Here is a 21,439-nt window from a genome sequence, read left to right on the forward strand (position 1 = left end):
CGCGGGTTTTAAGTGGCTTGGAAGTTTCCTGATACAAGCCAGAATTTGTTTACATTGACCAGTGTTCTTCAAGCCTATCAAGCACGGTCGCTAGCTGAGAGAAATCCTTGATGCGGCTAAGCTTATACAATTCGGATTGTGATGAAAGGCTCGCCGAGATTTGCAGATACAAAGCCTCTTGGCGCAATAGTTTAATCAATCCCGGTCTGTAGGCATTCGCAAATATATGCGCTGCAGCGTCGGCTGTCCTTAGATTTACGATCTCAAATGCATCAGGGCTATTGGACTCATACAAGAAATAAATCCGTGATATCGGCACGCGATCAGGGCATTTTGTGTCGTGTGACACATAAAATTTTTCTAATCTGTTGCTGACCGCATTTTCTTTCCGGTGGTCGATCTTCAGCCCATCTAACGAGGATTGCCAAAGTTTTAGCAAGCGGCCATCTGAATAGGTGAAAACCTCAGAATCTGAAACGTCCAGCGCACAAAGATCATCACTGAGAACTGTGTAACCGCGACCTTCCAAGGCACTGGCGATTGTTGATTTCCCCGCACCAGAAGCACCGCAAAACAACACGGCCTGATCTGCAACCAAAACTGCGCTCGCGTGGACCACGATTTTGTTGCGCAAATGTAGGGCTATTCCGAGGATCGTGCCAACCAAGTACAATGCAGCATCAGCGGGCGTCGCTAAGGGCGACAACTCAACGATGATCGGCCCGTGTTGTGGTACGTGAAATACGCCCACATTTTCCACCCGCACCCAGACACTCTCACCATCGTATTCCCATCCGGCGCCGGTGGAGTTGAGAGATTTTGGTACGTTGGGCGCTATTCCCAGCTTTATTTCTAAATCGGCTTGGCGTTTGCCCAGAGGCTTTTTGTGTAAGCCGGGCAAGTCGATCTCGCTCTCGATTGACAGGCCTGCGCTTTCAAAAATAGGCATGCGATGCTCCACTTGGATATCTGCGGGTGACTACGGTCACCAAGCTGACCACATCGCTGATAAATTTTGTCTTTGTAAGGTCCGACACGCCATTCGAAATGCGCGGCAAGTTATTGATCTTGAAAAATATTTTCATCATTTTCGAGTGAGATCATCACAAATCCACTGAGGTTTGACAAGGAAAAGACGTGGTGGCGTGATCACGTGTATTGGATGATACCGGTTGCTATGTCATTTTTCACGCGCAGGTGACGTCGGTGTCGGACGTCCGCGCATAGCGCAAGACATCTGTGCAAACACAAGGGTAATTCTACGCTGATTTCTTATTGGCTGATCCGATATCGGTGCTGCCCCTCAAACGGACCCTCCAGAAACTGGTGTGTTCCGTCCGGCCAATTTACCTCGATAGACGATACCGCTGTGTTCATACCTAAGCCGAAATGCGCGATAAACGGGTCGTGGGACTGATAGCCCCCGCTTAGCTTAATCTCACGCATTTGGGCACCGCCGTCTGGCGTGCGGATGATGACGACTGCGCCTATGGGTGTGGTCGCGCTTGTCAGTTCGACCTGAATATGACGATTTCCAGAGCCTGTATTTTCGTAGAATTGCAGCGTGCCGCCCGTCGTGGGTGCAAAGGTCAGCACGTCAAGATCACCGTCGTTGTCGGCATCAAATTGCAAGGCAGACATGGTCACGCGCATATCGTCCAGCCCTGCGGCGCGGCTGGCGTTTTCGAACCCGTTACCGCCCAAATTCCTGAACCAGACATTTTCAGTGTCGAATGGTTCCTGCGCCCAGCCATTGACCACGAAAAGGTCTTGAAACCCGTCGCCATCCAGATCAGCGAACCGCGCGTTCCAGGTCCAGCCAGCGATGTCCACGCCCATTTCGGCCCCTTGTTCGACAAAGCTGCCGTCGGCTTGTTGGACGTGTAGCCTGTTCGCATGGTCGTCCACAGGAACAACGCCATCGACATGGACATTCGATAGATCAAGATCCGTGTTCTCTGCTGTCGCTAGATGCCTGTCCCGCAGCCCAGCCAAAACCGGATAGTTTGGCGACAAAAAATCGTCCTCCGGTCGGCGGTTCGACGCAAATGCGACATTCCGGTAAATCACATTTGCGATGCAATCTGCGTTCAGTTCCGTTGGCACAGCGTTACACAAACCCAACGCGTTGGCCTGGCGCGCGTTGCGAAAAAGAAGTTCATTGCATTGGGCTTCAGATCCCGGAACACAGGCGATGCGGCGCCGCTCTGGCAATGTCATCTGCGCAATCGCCACAGGGGGAGATGACGGGTTCATCGTGATTTGCCCCAAATAGACATCAAGCAGAAGGTCGTTGTTTATGTCCGCGCTGTCGATGCTCATCGTGTTTGCGGTGCCAATGCTGAATGCGTCGCGTCCCATCTCGCGCCAGTCTAGGTCAGGATTGCCCCAATAGTGATTGTCCGGCACTTCAAATTCGCTGGCATGAAGCCGATCGGGCCAGCCATCAGCATTTAAATCTGAAACCAAGATCGAAAGCGTTTCTGCAGGCACATCAGCCAGCGGCTGAACCAAGAAAGTTCCTTTATTTTGAAGGACAAGCAGGTCACGAGAGTTGGCCTCGCTCAGACGACCGACAAACCGCAAATCATGCCGTCCGATGAGAATATCGAGTTCTCCGTTTGCGTCGACATCACCAAAGGCGAGCGCGAGCGCAAAGCGCGCGTCCAGTTCAACCAGCCTTTGCGCAGCAGAGAACCTGCCGCCAGTGTTATAGGCCAGATAGACCCCATCGTCTGGTACTGCGTACATCAGATCAGGTGCACCATCATTGTTGATATCGGCAAACGCTGCTGCTGAAACTGGCGTGCCCGTGGAAATTGCGCTGCTGTGGACGTCAACGCGCGCAAAACCGGTGCCAGTATTTTGATAAAGATGCAGTCCCGTTGCGTTTCCAACAAGGACATCTAACGCATCATCATCATTGAAATCCGCCGCAGCGAGGCTGGCTGGATAGACTTCGGCCAATGCAACGGCATGACGCATCGGGATTGAGTGCGCTTCAAAGCCGACATCTTTTGGGGTCATGCGCCAGTCTAATCCAGCGGGTGCTGAGACGGACCCGAGGTCCGCGACCGCGATAGCGGCGTGGGTGGGATGGGCAGACCAATTAAGTGGCGCGGCCCCATCGACATCCGATTGCGCTGGCGGCAGCGCTGCAATGATCTGTGGAACAACGTCCCGGTCTTGAATGGCGCTGTAGTACGTATCTTCGATGTATCGGTTGTACCATTGATCGGCATAATGTGTCGCTCCGCCTGCCACGACGCCGAGCCCAGCAATCGACAGGGCAAGCGCAACAGAGAGCTTCTTCGCCCCGGCGCCCCACAAAACCAGAAATGAAAAGACGCTAAATGCGCCAAGCACAAACAACAGCGTGGCCGCATATTTCATCGGCAATCCTGCGGCGATCAGAATGGCAACGATAATCACGTCAAACGCGATTGGCACCGGCAAAAACAAACCAAAGAGAGCGATGCAGAACATTGCCGCCAATATCATCGGTTTTCGATGGGTCGGCAGCAGGTCGTTCAACTGTTCCCATGGCAACAGATTGATTGCGATTGCCCCGAGCAACCCCGCAAGCAGCATCAGTGGAACCATTCGGATCAGCACATAGATCGCGCTGCGCCACATGGCGCCAGACAGCCACACAATTGCTGCTATCCACGTTGACGGCGCAGGTGAATCGATGTCGGGCATGACTGTTTCGCCGGCAGGTTCTGGCGCATGCAATTCGTTTGGAAACATCCGGACCAGAACAGGGATCAAGACCAGCAACACAAAAAACACGAGCGCAATCTTGATAACGGCAACATGCAATGGAAAGAGAGCGAGCGTCATCGACAAGACAACGACGTTCAGCGTCGGAGAGCTGATCATCGTTGCCAGAACGGTCTCGGCCCGTGCTCCGCCGCGGTAAAGACCAAATGCAATTGGCGCAGCGCAGTTCACACACACACCAAGAGGCGCGCCCATGAACGTCCCAACGATGCTGGCCCGAAAACTGGACGGAGAGCCGCGCAAAAACGACTTCAGCACAGGAAATCCGGCGAGGACAACGATCGCAAAAGCCAACCCAAAGGTCATGCCCTTGATGTTCGTGTTGACCCAATTGATGAACGTCAGCCAGATCGCGTGCATGGTGCCAGCCTGCGCAGAATTCGAAAACAAGGCGTCATAGCTCAGCCCGTCTTCCAGCGATATCTGCCCGCCCATCATCGCCTTGGTGTTCAGCGACGGATAGCGCGAGGACAGCCAAAACCCAGCCGCAATCGCCAACAGCAATAGACCCAGCAGGATCAACCTCTTGTCTGAGAGAAAAAGTCTCATGGTATTTGTTGAACCTTGGTCGCGTTGTCTAAGGGGGCACTGCTTCACTAGAAGATGTCAATGAGCCAGCCCATTTAGTCAATACGAAGAAACTTAATGGCCAGCTTATGCTGCGTTTGACGGATCTGAAACGCGCGCAATATGCCGGCCTTCTTGTTAAGGCCCGTTCGCCCTAATTCATGGAGGTGAAGCTGTTTCACCCCCCCCGTCTTGAACCCGTGGGAACGATTGGAAAACCCAACGCGAAGTAGTCAGATATTTTTACTTAGATAGCTTGACGCTACGCTAATTGTTTGACGCGCATTTCATTCAGGATCGCCCCAAATTCCTGAAGGTCGAGACCCTCAGCAAGGGCACGCGCAAACAGCGCTTGCTGGGTTTCAGGTGCAAGCCCGCCTTTGGGGGGATCGCGGTCCAAATTGGTCGGGAATGAATAGCCCTCTGCAGACGCGGCAATTGCAGCCTTTAGGTCTGACGCGCCCAACGTGCTGTTCTGATGTGCGGCGAGCGCATGGGGATATAGCAATTTGCACATCTTCTCGCGGTCGACGGTTTCCATGGCGCGTCCGAACGCAGACGACACCTGCAACAAATTGGCCATGCGGTGAATGTCACTGCTGCTATTTGCGCCAGCCGCATGAAAGAGCGCGGGGTTGAAGAATAGGGCATCCCCTTTCGCCAACGGCAATTGAATACAGCGTTCTTCAAACAACGCCCGAAAATCATCGCGTCGCCATGCGGCATACCCTGCGCGATAAAGTTGCGAGAACGGCAAGAGCTTTGTCGGGCCACTTTCGATGGGCATGTCGCAATGTGCAACGGCACCTTGCAGCGTCAGGGCAGGCGAAAGGTCATGAACATGCGCAGGGTATTGCGCGCTGATGTCTGCCGTTTGAAAGCCGAGGTGATAGTCTCTGTGGGCTTGCTGTGCCGCACCGCCGGGATGGACCAGATTGATCTGCGCAGTCATCTGATAATTCGGACCAAGCCATGCTTCGCAGGCCGCTGCGATGGATGTATTGGCGAAATAACGCAAGAATACATCGGGGGCTTCTTCGCACAGTTTCTGCAAGGAGTTCCATATCCTGTCATTGGACCCTGATGCCGCGAAATGGTCACCGCCGCCGCCGCTTGCCAGCTTTTCAGTTGCAATGATCTGCTCAAAGATCGCAGTGGCGTCGTCGATTGCAGTCGTGTCAGCGTAAGCCCCGCGCAGAACCAGAACACCCGCGCCCGCCTGAAGGACACGCGCCCATTCTGCCATGATTGTTCGGCGCTGCTCTTTTTCCTCAAGCAATGGGCGCAATTTGGACATGTCGTAAATGGGAACATTCTTTTGGATGTCGTCTGCGTTCGGAACGGTTGATGGGGTTGCAGTTTGATCAATGATCGCTGTGAACGCGTCCAGATCACATGCTGCGCTGTCAAAGTATCCTACGTCTGTTTCGATATGGTGGTTCATTGAATGTCTCCCTGTGTTCTTCTTCAATGTGCCGCAATGAATCCTTGATTGGTTTTCCAAAAGACATCAGAAACACATCAAATGACGCATCGGTTTCCAATCAAAGAAGTTGCCAGACAGTCGGGCCTTAGCACCGCGACTGTGGACCGCGTCATAAACAATCGCGCGAACGTCAGTCCGCAAACCAAGGCGCGTGTTGCCGCCGCTATTGCCGAGCTCGAAGGGCAAGAGGCGCAATTGACCGCCCGTGGGCGACGATTGTTCTTCGATTTTGTAATCGAAGCACCGACGCGCTTTAGTCGTGAAATACAAAAAGCCGCTGAACAGGTTTTGCCCCGCATCGGGAGCGCCGTGTGCCGTCCAAGATTTCAAGCACAAGAGATCATGACCGAAGACGATGTCACCGCGGCTTTGTCGCGCATCGCCAAACGGGGCAGCCATGGCGTGTGCATCAAGGCGCGTGATCTGCCAACAATCAGGGCTGCCGTTGATCATTTGATCGCCGCAGGCATTCCTGTGGTCACGTTGGTCACTGACCTGACCACAACAAAGCGCATTGCCTATGTCGGCCTTGATAATCAAAGCGCAGGTCGTACTGCGGCCTATTTGATTGCGAAAACCGTCGGCGACAGCGCGGGAACAGTCCTTACCTCAAGAAGTCAGGATCAGTTTTTGGGGGAGGAAGAGCGAGAAGGGGCGTTCAAGGCGACCCTGACCCGACAGTGCCCTAACCTGCGTGTTATAGATGCAAGTGGGGGCAGCGGCGTGCATTTTGAAACGTCGCGCATCATGCAAAGTGTTTTGGCAGGGCTGGACCAAATACGCGCCGTCTATTCGATGGGCGGCGGTAACATGGCGATTTTGAATGCCCTTGAACATAACGGGTCACTGCCGGATGTTTACGTGGCCCACGATCTGGATAATGAAAACAGACAGTTAATCGAAGATGGCCGGCTCAGTTTCGTGTTGCACCATGATCTTCGCGTGGATTTGCAAAACGTGTTCCAAGCGTTTTTGCATCATCACAGGCTTACGCCCGATCCGGTTTTCACCACGATGTCGCCCATTCAGGTTGTTACCCCCGAAAATATTCCGCCCCAGAACAGATGCCTCTAGACGCGGGTAGGTGCAAAACGGCAGAAAGCGGCGGCATTGTCGTCACCCAAAACCTTGATGCTACGCGCAGTTCACGTCCGCTTTCGCCCACGTGGTAATTTCTGAAAAGCAGGCCTAGAGTTTGTCGATGTAGTCCCAACCATAGCTTTGGAAATTCGATGTTTGAAGAAAGACTAGACCGTTTGCGCGCGAAACTGGCGCAAGCTGGCCTTGATGTGGCGCTGATAACGGATGACGACAACGTCTATTATCTGACGGGCTATTACGATTATTTGCACATGGAGTTTGGTCGCCCGACCATTCTTGTCGTCCCCAAGGACGGTGAGGCATTGTTGATCACACCCTCTATTGATCTTAATTCGGCACAACACGCGGCCCGCGTCGACAGGATTGCCGCGTGGAATGACGGCATGGGTGACGAATGGCGCGCCGAGCTTCCTGCCGCTGTTCTAGCAGCGGGCAAAGTCGCGATTGAGCCTGACAGCATGCCGCCTGTGGTGCGGGCCTACGTGGATGATCTTGTCGGGGCTGATCGGATCGCGTCGGTGACCCCGCTGCTCAATGACATGCGGATGATCAAGTCCGCGCACGAACTTCAACTGGCGCGTCATGCCGGGCAGGTCGCCAATGCGATGATGGACGCTGGGCGCGCCGCAATCGGTGATGGTGTCGCTGAATTCGAGGTGGCTATCGCCACATCACAGGCCGGGACGCGCAAAGCTGCTGAGTTGCTCAGCGCGCATTACACCGACACGGACATGTCGCCGATGACACATTTTTTGCAGATCATGGCATCAGGGGATGAGGTGATTAAAACCCACCACCGTGCATCAACCCGCATTATCCGCCGCGGCGAACCCGTGTTCTTATGTTTCTGCGGGATGACCAATTTCCACCGCTTCAAGCTCGGGTTTGATCGGTCTTTCTGGGTCGGTGAGATCGCGGATAAGTCCCAAAAGGCAGTATATGAAGTCGCGTTGGCCAGCCAGCAGGCCGCGTTAGATGCGCTGCGGCCCGGTGTGACGGCGCAAAGTGTGCATGCCGCCTACGCCGATGTCATCCAAGGGGCAGGGTACGAATACCCGTTCCGCTGTGGTCGTGCGACAGGATTCAGTTTCCTAGAAGCCCCGCAACTGGTGACCGGAGACACAACAATTATACAGCCGGGGATGGTTTTGGCGGTGGATGGGTCAGTCAGTGTTGATACGTATCGTGCGCAGGTCGGGGACAGCTTCATCATCACGGATGATGGTTGGGAACCTTTGACCCAGCACCCCAAATCAGTGGCAGAGGTGATTTTGTAGATGTTCAAATCAGGTCAAACGATCAGGTCAACGCCGCGCACGCCCGAGATGGATGGGGGGCGCCATCACCGTGCAAAGCTCGGGTTTGTTCTGATGTCGACCGACCTTGCTGCAGAGGCCGATTACAACGATATGGCGCCAGCGGGGGTGGGTGTTCATATCACGCGGTTGAAGACGGATGATTACACCACCAACGAAACACTTGCCCGCCACATTGACCACATGGCAGACGCGGCGGCGCGTTTGCAACCTGACGTGCGGCCTGATGTGATCAGCTATAGTTGTACGTCTGGGTCAATTGTATGCGGCGAAGAAAACGTATTCGAGCAAATCCGAAAGGGCGCGCCGTGGGCGGAACCGATGTGTATTGTCACTGGTGTGATGGACGCCTTGCGTGAAATCGGGGCCAAAAAGATCGTGATCGGCACACCCTATCTAGACGAGATCAACACAGCTGAGGCCGAATACCTGATGCAAGGTGGGTTTGACGTGCTCGACATCCAGGGGCTGCAACTGTCAACGGGCATCGAATTTGGGCAAGTGACGCCCGCCTATTGGCTGCAATTTGCACGCGAGATTGACCACCCCGACGCTGACGCAATCTTTCTTTCTTGCAGCGGCATTCGTGCGCTAGAAGTCGTGGACGAGATTGAGCAAGCGGTCGGAAAGCCCGTTATTACGTCCAACCAGGCACAGTTCTGGTCTTGTCTGCGCCGTGCAGGTGTTGGGGACGCGATTGAGGGTTTCGGCCAATTGTTTAGACATGCGGGAACGCAGTTAAGGCCGACCCGTTAAGCCTTGAGTAGGTCCGCAATTCCAGCGCCACTTTCGCCGCGTGGTTCAAGCAATTCAATTTCCACAAAGGCACATTCAAAATCATTGCCATTGCGCACGTCGTGTTCAACGCCCAACTCGCGGTAATAGGGCACGCCGTTCAGCATCTGTGCGTCAACGGTTTCACCGCCGGCGAGTTTGATATCCAGAACACCGTCAAAAAGTGGAACAACCACGTAATCATATTCGTGGCGATGCCAGCCCGTATTGTCGCCGCGGCCTTTGAAATGCCACCGCGTGACACGCACACGGTCATTATCAATGAGAACAGTGGGGGTCGCGTTTCCGGCCGCGTCACACATTTTCCCTATACCTCTTCTGCCATAATTTTTGCGTAGATTTCAGGGTCGGTTATCCCTTCAGATCCGATCAGCAACACACGGGCGGTTGCATCAAGACCCAATGCAGATGCGAGGGCCGGATCATCCATCGCCGCGATCAATGCAGATAATCCTGCAACCGCGCTTTCGCCGGCTTCGATCGTTGGATCACCCTCCAGCGGGCGCGCCAAAAGGCGGACCGTTGGCGGGATCAATGTGTCTGGGATGGTTACAAAATCGCTCGCCTCTTGTTCAAGGATCGCCCAAGCCAAGGGGGATGGTTCGCCGCAGGACAATCCGGCCATGATGGTTTCTTCGGCGATGTGCACCGTTGTCGCCGTTCCAGTTCGTGCGCTTTCGAAAAGACACGCCGCAAGGTCAGGTTCGACGATCACGACCCTTGGGGCTTTGTCACCCCAATGCTGCACCAAAGCTGCGGTAATGCCTGCGGCCATGCCACCAACACCGCCCTGCAAGAACACATGCGTCGGGGCGCGGTCCAAGGCACGGTACACTTCGCGGGTCAACACACCATAGCCCGCCATGACATCGCGGGGCGGTTCTGTGTAGCCCTCCCATGACGTGTCGGAGACCACGAACCATCCGTTCGCATCTGCCTCGGTCTTGGCCAGGGCAACAGATTCATCGTAATCGCCCTCAATACGGATCACATCGGCGCCGAAATCGCGCATGATCTGGGCGCGGCCTTCGCTCACTTCGGCGTGGATATAAATACGGCAGGGCGCACCGAATTTCTGGCACCCCCACGCAAGTGATCGTCCGTGATTGCCATCTGTCGCCGACACCAACGTAATGCCTGCGCAGGAATCTTTGTGCTTTCCGGTCCGGATGTCTTCAAGGTTTACGGTTTGGCCGGTTTGCAGCGCAATCTGGCGTTGTAACACGCGCAACGCGGCATAGGCCCCGCCCAGCGCCTTAAAGCTGGCAAGCCCAAAGCGCGGCCCTTCGTCTTTGTACAAAACCTCAGCCACGCCTATCGTTTCTGCGAGCGTCTTAAGGCTATGGAGGGGTGTTTCTTCATACCCATCCCAAGACGTGATCTCCGCCTCGGCAACATCGAACCCCTCTTTGCTCAATATGCTGTGCAGGGCATCCCCGTGAGGTGGCACAACATTGATGTGCTCAAGCGTTGCTGGGGGCAGAAGATTGGTCATTGGGTGTCCTGTCGTATTGGAAGGCGGTCTTTGGCAAGGGTTGCCCAAAAGTTGGCGCCAATTGGCAGAAGTGCATCATTGAAGTCGTAATTGTTGGAGTGAAGCGGCTGCCCATAGGCCCCGCTCGTCCCATTACCAAGCAGCAGAAAACATCCGGGGATAGCATTGGTGAAATGCGCGAAATCTTCGGAAAAACTCATCGGGGGGCGGTCGCCATCAACCTCGAGGCCCGCCGCCTGAGCGGCTCGAACGACGGCCTGAACAGGCTCGGGCGCGTTTATCGCCTCAATGAACACCGTGTCAAAATCAAACGATGCGGTGACATTGTGGGCAGCAGCGATACCGTCGACGATTTGCCCCATGAACGCTGCAATTGCTTTTCGATCTTCGGGCACGCGTGCGCGCACATCCCCTTTGAGGACCGCAGTGCCCGGCAGGACATTGCGTTGCCCGTCCGTGATAAATTCTGTCACCGAGACCACTGCACCCGCACCGGGCGCCATCTTTCGCGCGATGATCGTTTGTAACGCGAGCACCATTTCAGCCCCGACCGTGATCGCGTCGACCCCCACATGGGGCATTGACGCATGCCCGCCCTGACCGTTGATGGTTATCTCAAAAAGGCTTTCGGATGCACAGATTTGTCCGACGCGGGTGCTCACTTGGCCAACAGCTGCGCCAGGTAGATTATGGATGGCGTAGATCTCATCGACAGGATGCGCTTCTAGTAGGCCTTCATCGATCATCGCGCGCGCGCCGTGGCCGTGTTCTTCGTTTGGCTGAAATATAAACACAATCGTGCCGTCAAAGGCGGGATTGGCCGCCAGATCCGCGGCGGCCCCCAGCAGCATTGCCATGTGGCCGTCATGCCCGCAGGCGTGCATTTTTCCTTCGTTTTCAGATGCATAACTATGCGTGCTGATTTCTTGAATTGGTAAGGCATCCATGTCCGCACGTAGCCCAATCGCGCGGTTCCCAGAACCAGACCGCAACACGCCAACGATGCCCACACCTTCGTACACCTCAAGCCCAAGGTCGCGCAAAGTCTGGGCGACTTTGGCCTTCGTCCACGTCTCTTCGAACCCCAGTTCGGGGTGGCGGTGTAGGTCGTGACGTAGGGCAGTCAGATCCATGATGACACATCCGGCAAATATCGAAACTAGGCGGCAGTGAACGAAGGACCGAAGCGACTTGTCAATCTTCAATCCGCTTGTCGCGGAGATATCGGACTGAAAATGACGTTTTCAGAATGGCCAAGCACAGCGCAGGGCGTATCGTTAGCAAGTTGCTTTGCAGGAAAGAGGTTCTCATGACACTGACATCCATCTCTCGTGGCTTTCCCGAGGCCGAGTTCGTGGCCCGGACCGCCCGCGCACAGACCAGTATGGCGCACGTCGGTTTGGATGGCATTTTGTTGATGACCGAGGCAGAGGTTCAGTACTTCACAGGTTTTCAAACGCTATTCTGGCAGAGCCCCACACGCCCTTGGTTTGTATATATCCCTGCGTCCGGCAAACCCATTGCGATCATTCCCGAAATCGGAGCAAGCCTGATGCAGCGCAGCTGGCTGGATGACATTCGCACATGGGCGGCCCCCGCACCGGATGATGACGGGATCAGCTTGCTGACAGATCTTCTGTTGTCCCAATCTGTGGTCGGCGTGATGAAGGGCCACGAGACGCAGCTGCGGATGCCGCTTGGCGACTGGGAACGTCTTATGGCAGCCCTGCCAGCGCTGGAATTCAAGGACGCAACCGGGTTGGTGCAAGGGTTGCGCATGGTGAAATCCGAGGCTGAAATTGAAAAAATTGAACATATTTGCGCGATTGGTTCGGAGACGTTTGCGCAGGTTCCGCAGTTCGCGCGTGCCGGTGTTCCGCTTGATGACGTGTTTCGCGAATTCCGCCGAGAGGCATTGGCGCAGGGCGCGGACGGAGCGCCTTATCTGGTCGGTGCGTCGTCACAAGGCGGATATGCTGATGTCATATCCCCTCCTGATACCACACCGTTGACCCATGGTGATGTCTTGATGCTGGATACCGGGTTGGTGTGGGACGGCTATCATTGTGACTTTGATCGCAATTGGGCGATTGGCAAAGCACATGACGCCGCAAAACAGGCCTATGACGTGTTGTGGCGTGCAACACAGGCAGGGATAGAAGCCGCGCGACCCGGCAATACGTGCCGCGATCTATTTGATGTGATGTCGCGTATCATCGCAACGCTCGATGATAGCGGTGGCGACATCGGTCGGTTGGGTCATGGGCTTGGATTGCAGCTGACCGAACAGCCGTCTCACGCGGCATTTGATACCACTCAGTTGACGGAAAATATGGTCCTGACACTGGAACCGTCTTTGTCCTATGGCGATGGGCTGATGATGGTGCATGAAGAAAACATCGTAGTGACCCAGCAGGGCGGGCGGCTGCTCAGCACCCGCGCGGCAGTCGAGTTGCCGGTAATTTAGGCGCCGCGGCACACGATGCGAAACCTCGTGGCCATTTTTGGATTGGCACTTGCCCGACTCACTTTAATTGCGCACGATCTGTTTGGGTGAAATGGCGATGGCGTCGCCAAAGGTATGAAAATGCCAGTGCCCTATATTCGTCCTGAACGCCGGGATCTTACTTTGCCGACGTGCGGTATTGGAGGGTTTGACCTTCCTGCAGCGCCCGGCCCCAAGCGTTGACAGGACACAAAATGGATCGACCGCAGCACTACCGTTTTCATCAGGGCGACAAAGCCTTGCCCTTTTCAGATGCCGAGTACGAAGGGCGGCTTGCGACGCTGCGCGCTACCATGACCGAGGCGGGTGTGGACGCGTGTGTTTTCACGTCTATGCACAACATCGCCTATTATTCCGGGTTCTTGTATTGCGCCTTCGGGCGGCCCTATGGCCTGGTTGTGACCGCCACCGAAAGCGTGACCGTTAGTGCGGGCATTGATGCAGCACAGCCTTGGCGGCGTAGCCACGCCGACAACATCACCTATACGGATTGGGAGCGGAACAATTACTGGCGCGTGATTGCATCGGTCACGGGAACCGGCAAGGTCATCGGCTATGAGGGAGACCACATCAGCCTAACCCAGAAAGCCCTGTTTGATGCGTTCCTCAAGCCAAGCGGTAGCAAAGACATCGCGCCTGTGACCATGGTTCAGCGTATGCATAAATCTGCCGCCGAGATCGTGTTGATTCGCGCGGGTGCCGCTGTTGCCGACGTCGGTGGCTACGCCATCAAGGACGCGATCAAGGCGGGCACCCGCGAGATTGACGTAGCCATGGCCGGTCGCGACGCGATGGAACTTGAAATTGCCAAGCGTTTTCCGAACGCTGAATACCGTGACACCTGGGTTTGGTTCCAATCCGGCATCAACACAGACGGCGCCCATAACCCCGTGACGTCGCGCATGCTTGAGCGCGGCGATATCCTGAGCCTCAACACATTCCCGATGATTTCAGGGTATTACACAGCGCTTGAACGCACCTTGTTTGTTCAGGATGTCGACCCCGCCAGCCTGAAAATCTGGGAAGCAAATGTCGCGGCACATGAATATGGGATGAGCCTTCTGCAACCCGGCACGAGCTGTGCGGAGGTCACGCACAAGATCAATGCGTTCTTTGAAGAACACGATCTTTTGCAGTATCGCACCTTTGGCTACGGCCATTCGTTCGGCGTCTTGTCCCACTACTACGGGCGCGAAGCCGGGCTTGAATTGCGTGAAGACATCGACACGGTGCTTGAGCCGGGCATGGTTATTTCCATGGAACCGATGTTGACCATTCCGGACGGACAGCCCGGCGCAGGTGGCTATCGTGAACATGATATTCTGGTCATCACCGAAGACGGGAACGACAATATCACTGGCTATCCCTATGGACCGGAGTTCAATGTTGTCGGCTAGCGCACACTTACAGGGCAACACCTTTGAAATTTGCAGCAGCGAAAGCCGCGCGATGACCTCGAGGCCGTCGGTTTCAACACTTGTGTTGCGTTCTGCTTCGGCATTTTGCACCCTTCCCATGACGCGCCACGACCTCGCACGGCGCGTCGAGCAAAAATTGTGAAAAGGCTGCCTCGCCAATGTTAGATAACGAAAACGCCTTTGTGGCTTTCGACCGTGTACAAAAAAGCTATGACGGGGAAACGCTGGTGGTCAAAGACCTTAACCTGGCCATGCCAAAGGGTGAGTTCCTGACCATGCTTGGGCCTTCGGGGTCGGGCAAAACGACTTGTCTGATGATGTTGGCTGGCTTTGAGACGGCAACCCACGGCGATATCACATTGGACGGTATATCGATCAACAACATCCCGCCCCATAAACGCGGCATTGGCATGGTGTTCCAGAACTACGCCCTGTTTCCTCATATGACTGTGGCCGAAAACCTGTCTTTCCCTCTCGAAGTGCGAAAAATGGGCAAGTCGGAACGTGAAGAAAAGGTCAAGCGTGCGCTTGATATGGTCCAGATGGGCAGTTTTGCGGGGCGGCGGCCTGCGCAATTGTCGGGTGGTCAACAACAGCGTATCGCCCTTGCGCGCGCGTTGGTGTTTGAACCTGAACTGGTGTTGATGGACGAACCACTTGGCGCGCTGGACAAGCAGTTGCGCGAAACGTTGCAATTCGAGATCACGAATCTGGCCCATGATCTTGGAATCACGACCGTTTACGTGACCCATGATCAGACAGAAGCCCTAACCATGTCAGACCGCGTGGCCGTCTTTGACGATGGCCGCATTCAGCAGCTTGCGCCACCTGATGAGCTGTATGAAAAACCGCAGAACAGCTTTGTCGCCCAATTCATTGGCGAAAATAACACGCTTGAGGGCGTCGTTCAGGAAATCCAAGGCGAGACATGCATCGTTAAATTGGACAGCGGTGACATCATTGATGCCGTCCCCGTAAACGTATCCGCAGTGGGGGATCGCACGAAGGTTTCGATCCGCCCGGAACGGGTGGAATTCAAACGGGACCGACTGCACGCCGATGCGCACACGCTTAAGGCCGAAGTGCTTGAGTTCATTTACATGGGTGACATTTTCCGCACCCGCCTTCGTGTTGCGGGCACGGATGAATTCGTAATCAAGACCCGCAATGCACCGGATCAGGCACGCTTGAAACCTGGCGAAATGATCGAGATCGGCTGGCTGCCGCAAGATTGCCGGGCACTGGACGCTTAACATAAGAAAAGGGGTCGCGGTTGCTCGAAACGTGGCTCTCAAAGGACCAAATCGGGCGAAACCAAGGGAGACTAAAAATGAAGACTACTTTGAAATTGATGGCAACGACCTGCCTGACGCTGACCGCCACGATGGCCGTAGCTGACGGTCACATGGCCAATGAGATGACAATCGTAAGCTGGGGCGGCGCCTATTCCGCGTCCCAGGACAACGCATACCACCAGCCCTACATCGCACAGAGCGGCATCAGCATTATCAACGACGAAAGTGCGTCTGAAGCCGTGGCAAAATTGCGCGCGATGAACGAAGCGGGCAATATCACTTGGGATCTGGTTGACGTCGAAGCAGCCGACGCGATCCGTTTGTGTGACGAAGGTCTGGCAATGGAAGTCGACGTTGACGAAGTTCTTGCAGCAGCGCCTGACGGGACATCTGCAACGGACGATTTCGGCGGTGCTCTCGTCTCTGATTGCTTCATCCCGCAGATCGTTTTCTCGACAACATTCGGTTATCGCACAGACATGGTGCCTGAAGGCGTTGAGCCTCCGTCGGGCGCATGTGACGTGTTCGATCTGGAAACCTATCCCGGCAAACGCGCATTGAACCGCAACCCGATTGCGAACATGGAATGGGCTTTGCTGTGTGACGGCGTAGCTTACGAGGATGTTTACGACATGCTCGAAACAGATGAAGGTCAGGCGCAGGCGTTTGCTAAGCTCGACACCATCAAAGACCAGACAATCTGGTGGACAGCTGGTGCGGAAACACCGCAGCTTTTGGCTGATGGCGAAATCTTCATGGGCTCTACGTACAATGGTCGTTTGTTCAGCTTGATTGCAGAGCAAGGCCAGCCTGTGGGCATGGCTTGGGACTGGCAGATGTTTGACCTTGACGGTTGGGTGATCCCAACAGGTCTGTCCGAAGACCGCCTCGCGCGGACGCTGGATTACGTCTACTTTGCGACAGACACACAGCGTCTTGCGGATCAGGCTGCCTACATCAGCTATGGCCCGACACGTCAGTCGTCTGCTCCGCTGGTCGGTAAGCACGCGACATTGGGCATCGATATGGCACCACACATGCCAACTGAGCCGTCCAACGCCGAAAACACCTTCTACAACAACTACCTGTGGTGGGCGGATTACCGCGACGATCTGGATGCAAAATTCCAGGCGTGGCTGGCTCAATAAGAAATTTTCTGGGGCGCGGTCATCTGGCTGCGCCCCAGTCTTATTGGAATAACGAATAGATTTCAGGGGCGCGTATTGTGACAAAGATGTTGGCAGCAGATGGCAGGCCACTAAAGGCGTCCCTCAATCGTGCATTGCGCCGTCAGAAAATCCGCGCACTTTTTCTGATTGCCCCGCTCCTCATTTTCATTCTGGTGTCATTCGTGATGCCGATTTTCGATATGTTGTTGCGTTCGGTCGAAAACCAGATCGTTGGAAACACGCTGCCGCGCACTGTTGTCGCGTTGCAGGATTGGGACGAAAACGCAGACACGGCACCTGATGAGGTCGTTTTTGCCGCCCTTTACACTGATATCGCTCTGGCCGCGGAATATAAGACCCATACCCGGCTGGGCAGCCGCCTGAACTATGAAATGACGGGCATTTCATCACTGTTTCGCAAAACCGGCCGCGCTGTCGGTCGCTTCGAAACGGATGTTTACACCGAAGCGTTCCAGGCCGCCGATCCCGCGTACGCCGATCCGGCGCAATGGGCGGGCTGGATGCAGGATGATAATATCCGCGCGGCCCTTCCACAAACCACAAACACCTATGACGCATGGGCGCAGATGATCGTTGAGGAAGAAAACGACATCCCGGCCGAAGAAGAGCCTTGGGATTTTGTTTATACAGCGCTTTATGCCGATGCCGCAGGTGGGGCGGCGCTGCCGATCTCGGTTGATTTGAGCGCGATTGAGCCTGTGTCTTTGCAGGCGTCATTCGCGGAGATTGATGAAGACTGGATCGATCCAGATGTCTGGCAGACGATCAAGGCATTTTCACCCAGCTATACGGATGGGTATTTCCTCAATGCGGTGGATTTGTTGCGCGGCGCGGACGGAGTGGAGCAACGCCCGGAAAATGAACGTCTTTATATTGGCCAGTTTATCAATACCTTCGTGATGTCCCTGTCGATTATGGGGATGTGTGTGCTGTTGGGGTATCCCATTGCGTGGCTTCTGGCGAACCTGCCCGCACGATCTGCGAACCTTTTGATGATCCTCGTGTTGTTGCCGTTCTGGACATCGCTTCTGGTGCGCACCTCCGCATGGAAAGTATTGTTGCAGCAGCAAGGGGTCATCAACGATTTGTTGGTTTGGATGCGCATCATCGCCGACGATGGTCGCCTGACGATGATCAACAACCAGACCGGCACGATCATCGCGATGACACACATCCTGCTGCCATTTATGATCTTGCCGCTGTATTCCGTGATGAAAACAATACCGCCAAGCTATCTACGGGCCGCCAAATCACTGGGGGCCACGGACTGGACTGCATTCTGGCGCGTGTATTTCCCACAATCGGTGCCCGGCATTGGCGCGGGCTGTATCCTCGTCTTCATTTTGTCGATCGGGTATTACATCACGCCGGAACTGGTGGGCGGCACCAAGGGCGTGTTCATTTCCAACCGGATCGCTTTTCACATTTCAAGCTCATTGAACTGGGGGCTGGCGGCTGCATTGGGGACGATCCTGCTGACGGTCGTTATGGTTCTGTATTGGATGTATGACAAAATCGTCGGCATCGATAACGTTAAGCTGGGGGGCTAAGACATGTCCGGATTGCCACCTTATGCCACCAAGGCACAAACACTGCGATATTATGGGTTGCGTACCCTATGCGGTTTGATCTTTTTCTTTCTGATCGCTCCGATCATCGTGATCATCCCGTTGTCGTTTAACGCCCAGGACTTCTTTACGTTCACGCCTGAAATGCTTTCTCTGAACCCGGACGGGTTTTCGACGAAACACTACGAAGATTTCTTCAGCAATTCGGACTGGCAGCTGGCTGTGCGCAATTCGCTAAAGATCGCGCCTGTGGCGACCCTGATTTCTGTCAGTCTTGGCACTTTGGCTGCGATCGGCCTATCACAAAGCCACGTCCCGTTTCGCCGTGCCATCATGGCGATTCTGATTTCGCCGATGATTGTGCCCCTCATCATCTCTGCCACCGGGATGTATTTCTTCTATTCCAACCCCTACATTCCGATCCCGTTTTATGGAAAAATCGAATTGCCCTTTACGCTGACGGGCACCTATCTGGGCGTCGTTCTTGCGCATGCGGCGCTGGGTATCCCGTTTGTCATCATCACGGTGACTGCAACGCTTGTCGGGTTTGATAACTCCCTGACACGCGCGGCGGCGAATATGGGGGCCGGCCCCGTGACCACGTTCTTTCGAGTACAAATGCCGCTGATCTTGCCGGGTGTTGTATCGGGTGGGTTGTTCGCCTTTATCACCTCGTTTGACGAGGTCGTGGTGGTGTTATTTGTCGGATCGGCGGGCCAAAAGACCCTGCCATGGCAAATGTTCACGGGATTGCGCGAACAGATCAGCCCGACGATCCTCGCGGTCGCCACGATCCTGATCGGCATTTCGATTCTGCTGCTGTTTACGTTGGAAATTCTGCGCCGCCGATCCGAACGCCTGCGCGGCATGTCCCCGTCCTGACCTGGTCAGAACCTACGCCGCACCCTCGTGGGATGCATTTTTACGCATCAAGCACGTCCTTAGAACGTCCTGTAATCCCGGCCGTTCACGTTGAGGGGTACAACTGAATTGGAACCCTTAATTCCAGCCTAGGAGAATTGGTCCGTTTGGATGCCAAGCGATTTGGCTTTTGAATAGGCGGTTGTGGGCGCAATGCCCAAGATTGCTGCGGTGCCGGATTTGCCGGAAATCTTACCCTTTGTGCGGCGCAGGGCGTTTTCGAAGTTCTTGATTTCCAGCTGGCGCAATTCTTTTTGGGTCATGACGCGGTTTGGTTCAGCTGTCGTATCGGCCTGACCGCTTTCGATGTCGAACCGCAGCCTGCCCCCTCGTGCGAGAATTGCTGTGCGTTCAATGACGTTTTCCAATTCCCGCACATTTCCGGGCCAGTCGTAGGATTGCAGCGTTTCGATATTGGCTTTGGTCAGGGTCATCTTTGCTAGGCGTAGACGCCGCATCGTACGGTTGAGAAAGTGCCGCGCAAGATAGGGGATATCTTCGAGCCGGTTCCTGAGGGGTTCATTCATGATCGGCAAAACGTTCAGGGCAAAATAAAGGTCCTGCCGGAACCGTCCGGCCCGCACCTCTGCCAGCAGGTCAAAGTTGGTGGTTGCGATGACCTTGGCGGCCACAGGGATATCGCTGCTGTCACCCAAGCGCCGGAAGTGGCCGGTTTGCAGGACGTCATGCAGGCTGGCTTGTACCTTGGCCGGTAGGGCCGCGACCTCGTCCAGATGCAGGGTGCCATGATGGGCCATCAGCAATTTTCCGGTCACATCCCGTGTCGCCCCCGCAAAGGCGCCACGGCGATAGCCGAAAAGTTCAGCCTCTAGTTCTGCGGATTTCGTTTGATCGCAATTGATGCGCACAAGGGGGCGATGGTGACGGTCGCTTGCTTCGTGGATCGCTGAGGCCGTCATGCTTTTACCCGACCCCGACGGACCAGAGACCAGCACATGGGCACCACTACGCGCCGCCAAATCGATTTGGGCGTTCAGCGATTTTATTGCGGGTGAAACACCGACCACGCCGGTGTGCGACCGCGCCGAGCGGATTTCGGTAAGCAGGTATTCGTTTTCTTGTTGCAGCTTCACCTTCAGGTCTTCGACCTGCGCCAAGGCATCGCGCAGCTTGCGTTCGTTTTCCTTGCGTTCTGTCACGTCGCGAAAAATCACCACAGCCCCAGCCAGTACATCGTGGTCGTAAATCGGGGTTGAGACATATTCCACGAGGATCGGTTTGCCGTCCTTGCGCCAGAACACATCATCTTCCACGCGCATGGTCTGGTCGCGCCGAAAGGATTTGTAGATGGGGCATTCATGGGCTGGGAACTGGTCCCCGTTCAGATGTTTGTGGTGGATGATTGAATGTAACTCGCGCCCGATCAGGTCGTCCGATGACCAGCCCAACATTTCCTGCGCCGCGCGATTCACAAACGTGGCCTGCCCTTGGGCGTTGATGCCGTAGATGCCTTCGCCTGCGGCCTCGAGGATCAGGTGGTTCTGGGCTTCGACTTCACGAAAGAAGCCATAGATGTTTTGCCACTGGGAAAGCCCTGCGTTTTGGTGCGCCTCGCGTTCCGCTTGCTGGTTGCGGCGGTCATGCTCATCGAGGTCGAGGAAGCTGAGCAGCACCAAGCCTGGCTTGAGTTGCGCACCATAGGTCTGAAGGCGCAAATTAAGGCCGTTTGCGTTGGTAAACGACAGGCAGCGGTCCACGTAGGTTCCGAAATGTGCAACCGCATCGAAAAACACGGCAGCGGCTGCAAAGCCATTTTCCATCTGGCTGGACAGGGGCGCAGACAGCATAGAGTCCCCCAGCAGGGCACGCGCCGTGTCATTGGCCGCGACGACGCTGTCGGTACGGGTGTCGACCATGATGGTTGGCATCGGGTGATGGGCAATCAGATGTGCGGATTCGGTTTCATCAAGCATGGGCACAGGATGGAGTACCGAAAGGGCTTAACAAATTACGAAATCCCGTAACTTACGAAATTTC

The 21,439-nt window shown here is 55.1% G+C and carries 16 protein-coding genes; 9 read left to right on the forward strand and 7 right to left on the reverse strand.

What is annotated here, in order from left to right; translation table 11 throughout:
- Positions 1 to 49: 49 nt before the first annotated feature.
- The 3 genes from L0664_RS14725 to L0664_RS14735 form a co-directional block, all read right to left on the reverse strand.
- Positions 50 to 949 carry a hypothetical protein gene (locus L0664_RS14725; protein ID WP_235226657.1) on the reverse strand — a complete coding sequence of 300 codons (900 nt, stop codon included), beginning with the start codon at positions 947 to 949 and terminating at the stop codon, positions 50 to 52.
- A 323-nt stretch (positions 950 to 1,272) separates the two neighbouring features.
- Entirely contained in the window at positions 1,273 to 4,332 is a 3,060-nt protein-coding gene (locus tag L0664_RS14730; RefSeq protein WP_235226658.1) for an FG-GAP-like repeat-containing protein, read from the reverse strand.
- A gap of 280 nt (positions 4,333 to 4,612) precedes the next feature.
- Positions 4,613 to 5,794, reverse strand: coding sequence for a phytanoyl-CoA dioxygenase family protein (locus L0664_RS14735; RefSeq protein WP_235226659.1), 1,182 nt, complete (start codon positions 5,792 to 5,794; stop codon positions 4,613 to 4,615).
- Between the two features lie 81 nt (positions 5,795 to 5,875).
- On the opposite strand from L0664_RS14735, the gene L0664_RS14740 reads away from it, so the two are divergent.
- The 3 genes from L0664_RS14740 (at position 5,876) to L0664_RS14750 (ending at position 9,009) form a co-directional block, all read left to right on the forward strand.
- Positions 5,876 to 6,910 carry a LacI family DNA-binding transcriptional regulator gene (locus L0664_RS14740; RefSeq protein WP_235226660.1) on the forward strand — a complete coding sequence of 345 codons (1,035 nt, stop codon included), beginning with the start codon at positions 5,876 to 5,878 and terminating at the stop codon, positions 6,908 to 6,910.
- A 158-nt stretch (positions 6,911 to 7,068) separates the two neighbouring features.
- Entirely contained in the window at positions 7,069 to 8,214 is a 1,146-nt protein-coding gene (locus L0664_RS14745; protein ID WP_235226661.1) for a M24 family metallopeptidase, read from the forward strand.
- Positions 8,215 to 9,009 carry a maleate cis-trans isomerase family protein gene (locus tag L0664_RS14750; RefSeq protein ID WP_235226662.1) on the forward strand — a complete coding sequence of 265 codons (795 nt, stop codon included), beginning with the start codon at positions 8,215 to 8,217 and terminating at the stop codon, positions 9,007 to 9,009. It begins immediately after the preceding gene.
- Here L0664_RS14750 and L0664_RS14755 read toward each other — a convergent pair.
- The 3 genes from L0664_RS14755 to L0664_RS14765 are packed head-to-tail and all read right to left on the reverse strand — an operon-like array spanning position 9,006 to position 11,676.
- Positions 9,006 to 9,350, reverse strand: coding sequence for a cupin domain-containing protein (locus tag L0664_RS14755; RefSeq protein WP_235226663.1), 345 nt, complete (start codon positions 9,348 to 9,350; stop codon positions 9,006 to 9,008). The two genes, L0664_RS14750 and L0664_RS14755, sit on opposite strands and share 4 nt — an antisense overlap.
- A gap of 5 nt (positions 9,351 to 9,355) precedes the next feature.
- Positions 9,356 to 10,543 (reverse strand): diaminopropionate ammonia-lyase, encoded by a 1,188-nt coding sequence (locus L0664_RS14760; RefSeq protein WP_235226664.1) that lies wholly within the window; start codon positions 10,541 to 10,543, stop codon positions 9,356 to 9,358.
- Positions 10,540 to 11,676: an amidohydrolase gene (locus tag L0664_RS14765; RefSeq protein ID WP_235226665.1), complete on the reverse strand. Its 1,137-nt coding sequence runs from the start codon at positions 11,674 to 11,676 to the stop codon at positions 10,540 to 10,542. Before L0664_RS14765 ends, L0664_RS14760 begins: the two co-directional genes overlap by 4 nt.
- 176 nt (positions 11,677 to 11,852) lie before the next feature.
- Between L0664_RS14765 and L0664_RS14770 the strand changes: the two genes are divergently transcribed.
- From L0664_RS14770 to L0664_RS14795, 6 genes are all read left to right on the forward strand, one after another.
- Positions 11,853 to 13,010: a M24 family metallopeptidase gene (locus L0664_RS14770; protein WP_235226666.1), complete on the forward strand. Its 1,158-nt coding sequence runs from the start codon at positions 11,853 to 11,855 to the stop codon at positions 13,008 to 13,010.
- A 233-nt stretch (positions 13,011 to 13,243) separates the two neighbouring features.
- A complete protein-coding gene (locus L0664_RS14775; protein ID WP_235226667.1) occupies positions 13,244 to 14,446 on the forward strand; it encodes a M24 family metallopeptidase in 1,203 nt (400 codons plus the stop codon).
- A gap of 179 nt (positions 14,447 to 14,625) precedes the next feature.
- Complete coding sequence (locus tag L0664_RS14780; protein ID WP_235226668.1) at positions 14,626 to 15,720, forward strand: ABC transporter ATP-binding protein; 1,095 nt, start codon at positions 14,626 to 14,628, stop codon at positions 15,718 to 15,720.
- A gap of 77 nt (positions 15,721 to 15,797) precedes the next feature.
- Positions 15,798 to 16,910: an extracellular solute-binding protein gene (locus L0664_RS14785; RefSeq protein ID WP_235226669.1), complete on the forward strand. Its 1,113-nt coding sequence runs from the start codon at positions 15,798 to 15,800 to the stop codon at positions 16,908 to 16,910.
- Between the two features lie 86 nt (positions 16,911 to 16,996).
- Positions 16,997 to 18,502 carry an ABC transporter permease gene (locus tag L0664_RS14790; RefSeq protein WP_235226952.1) on the forward strand — a complete coding sequence of 502 codons (1,506 nt, stop codon included), beginning with the start codon at positions 16,997 to 16,999 and terminating at the stop codon, positions 18,500 to 18,502.
- A gap of 3 nt (positions 18,503 to 18,505) precedes the next feature.
- Positions 18,506 to 19,402 (forward strand): ABC transporter permease, encoded by an 897-nt coding sequence (locus L0664_RS14795; protein WP_235226670.1) that lies wholly within the window; start codon positions 18,506 to 18,508, stop codon positions 19,400 to 19,402.
- Between the two features lie 128 nt (positions 19,403 to 19,530).
- Here L0664_RS14795 and L0664_RS14800 read toward each other — a convergent pair whose 3' ends face one another.
- On the reverse strand, positions 19,531 to 21,375 hold the full coding sequence (locus tag L0664_RS14800; protein ID WP_235226671.1) for a sigma-54 interaction domain-containing protein: 1,845 nt from the start codon (positions 21,373 to 21,375) through the stop codon (positions 19,531 to 19,533).
- Between the last annotated feature and the right edge of the window lie 64 nt (positions 21,376 to 21,439).

The organism is Octadecabacter dasysiphoniae (genome assembly GCF_021532615.1).
Classification (GTDB): Bacteria; Pseudomonadota; Alphaproteobacteria; order Rhodobacterales; family Rhodobacteraceae; genus Octadecabacter; species Octadecabacter dasysiphoniae.

Coding starts and splice junctions, on each gene's coding strand:
- L0664_RS14725 (WP_235226657.1), bottom strand. CDS start 949: ATGCCTATTTTTGAAAGCGCAGGCCTGTCAATCGAGAGCGAGATCGAC.
- L0664_RS14730 (WP_235226658.1), bottom strand. CDS start 4,332: ATGAGACTTTTTCTCTCAGACAAGAGGTTGATCCTGCTGGGTCTATTG.
- L0664_RS14735 (WP_235226659.1), bottom strand. CDS start 5,794: ATGAACCACCATATCGAAACAGACGTAGGATACTTTGACAGCGCAGCA.
- L0664_RS14740 (WP_235226660.1), top strand. CDS start 5,876: ATGACGCATCGGTTTCCAATCAAAGAAGTTGCCAGACAGTCGGGCCTT.
- L0664_RS14745 (WP_235226661.1), top strand. CDS start 7,069: ATGTTTGAAGAAAGACTAGACCGTTTGCGCGCGAAACTGGCGCAAGCT.
- L0664_RS14750 (WP_235226662.1), top strand. CDS start 8,215: ATGTTCAAATCAGGTCAAACGATCAGGTCAACGCCGCGCACGCCCGAG.
- L0664_RS14755 (WP_235226663.1), bottom strand. CDS start 9,350: ATGTGTGACGCGGCCGGAAACGCGACCCCCACTGTTCTCATTGATAAT.
- L0664_RS14760 (WP_235226664.1), bottom strand. CDS start 10,543: ATGACCAATCTTCTGCCCCCAGCAACGCTTGAGCACATCAATGTTGTG.
- L0664_RS14765 (WP_235226665.1), bottom strand. CDS start 11,676: ATGGATCTGACTGCCCTACGTCACGACCTACACCGCCACCCCGAACTG.
- L0664_RS14770 (WP_235226666.1), top strand. CDS start 11,853: ATGACACTGACATCCATCTCTCGTGGCTTTCCCGAGGCCGAGTTCGTG.
- L0664_RS14775 (WP_235226667.1), top strand. CDS start 13,244: ATGGATCGACCGCAGCACTACCGTTTTCATCAGGGCGACAAAGCCTTG.
- L0664_RS14780 (WP_235226668.1), top strand. CDS start 14,626: ATGTTAGATAACGAAAACGCCTTTGTGGCTTTCGACCGTGTACAAAAA.
- L0664_RS14785 (WP_235226669.1), top strand. CDS start 15,798: ATGAAGACTACTTTGAAATTGATGGCAACGACCTGCCTGACGCTGACC.
- L0664_RS14790 (WP_235226952.1), top strand. CDS start 16,997: ATGTTGGCAGCAGATGGCAGGCCACTAAAGGCGTCCCTCAATCGTGCA.
- L0664_RS14795 (WP_235226670.1), top strand. CDS start 18,506: ATGTCCGGATTGCCACCTTATGCCACCAAGGCACAAACACTGCGATAT.
- L0664_RS14800 (WP_235226671.1), bottom strand. CDS start 21,375: ATGCTTGATGAAACCGAATCCGCACATCTGATTGCCCATCACCCGATG.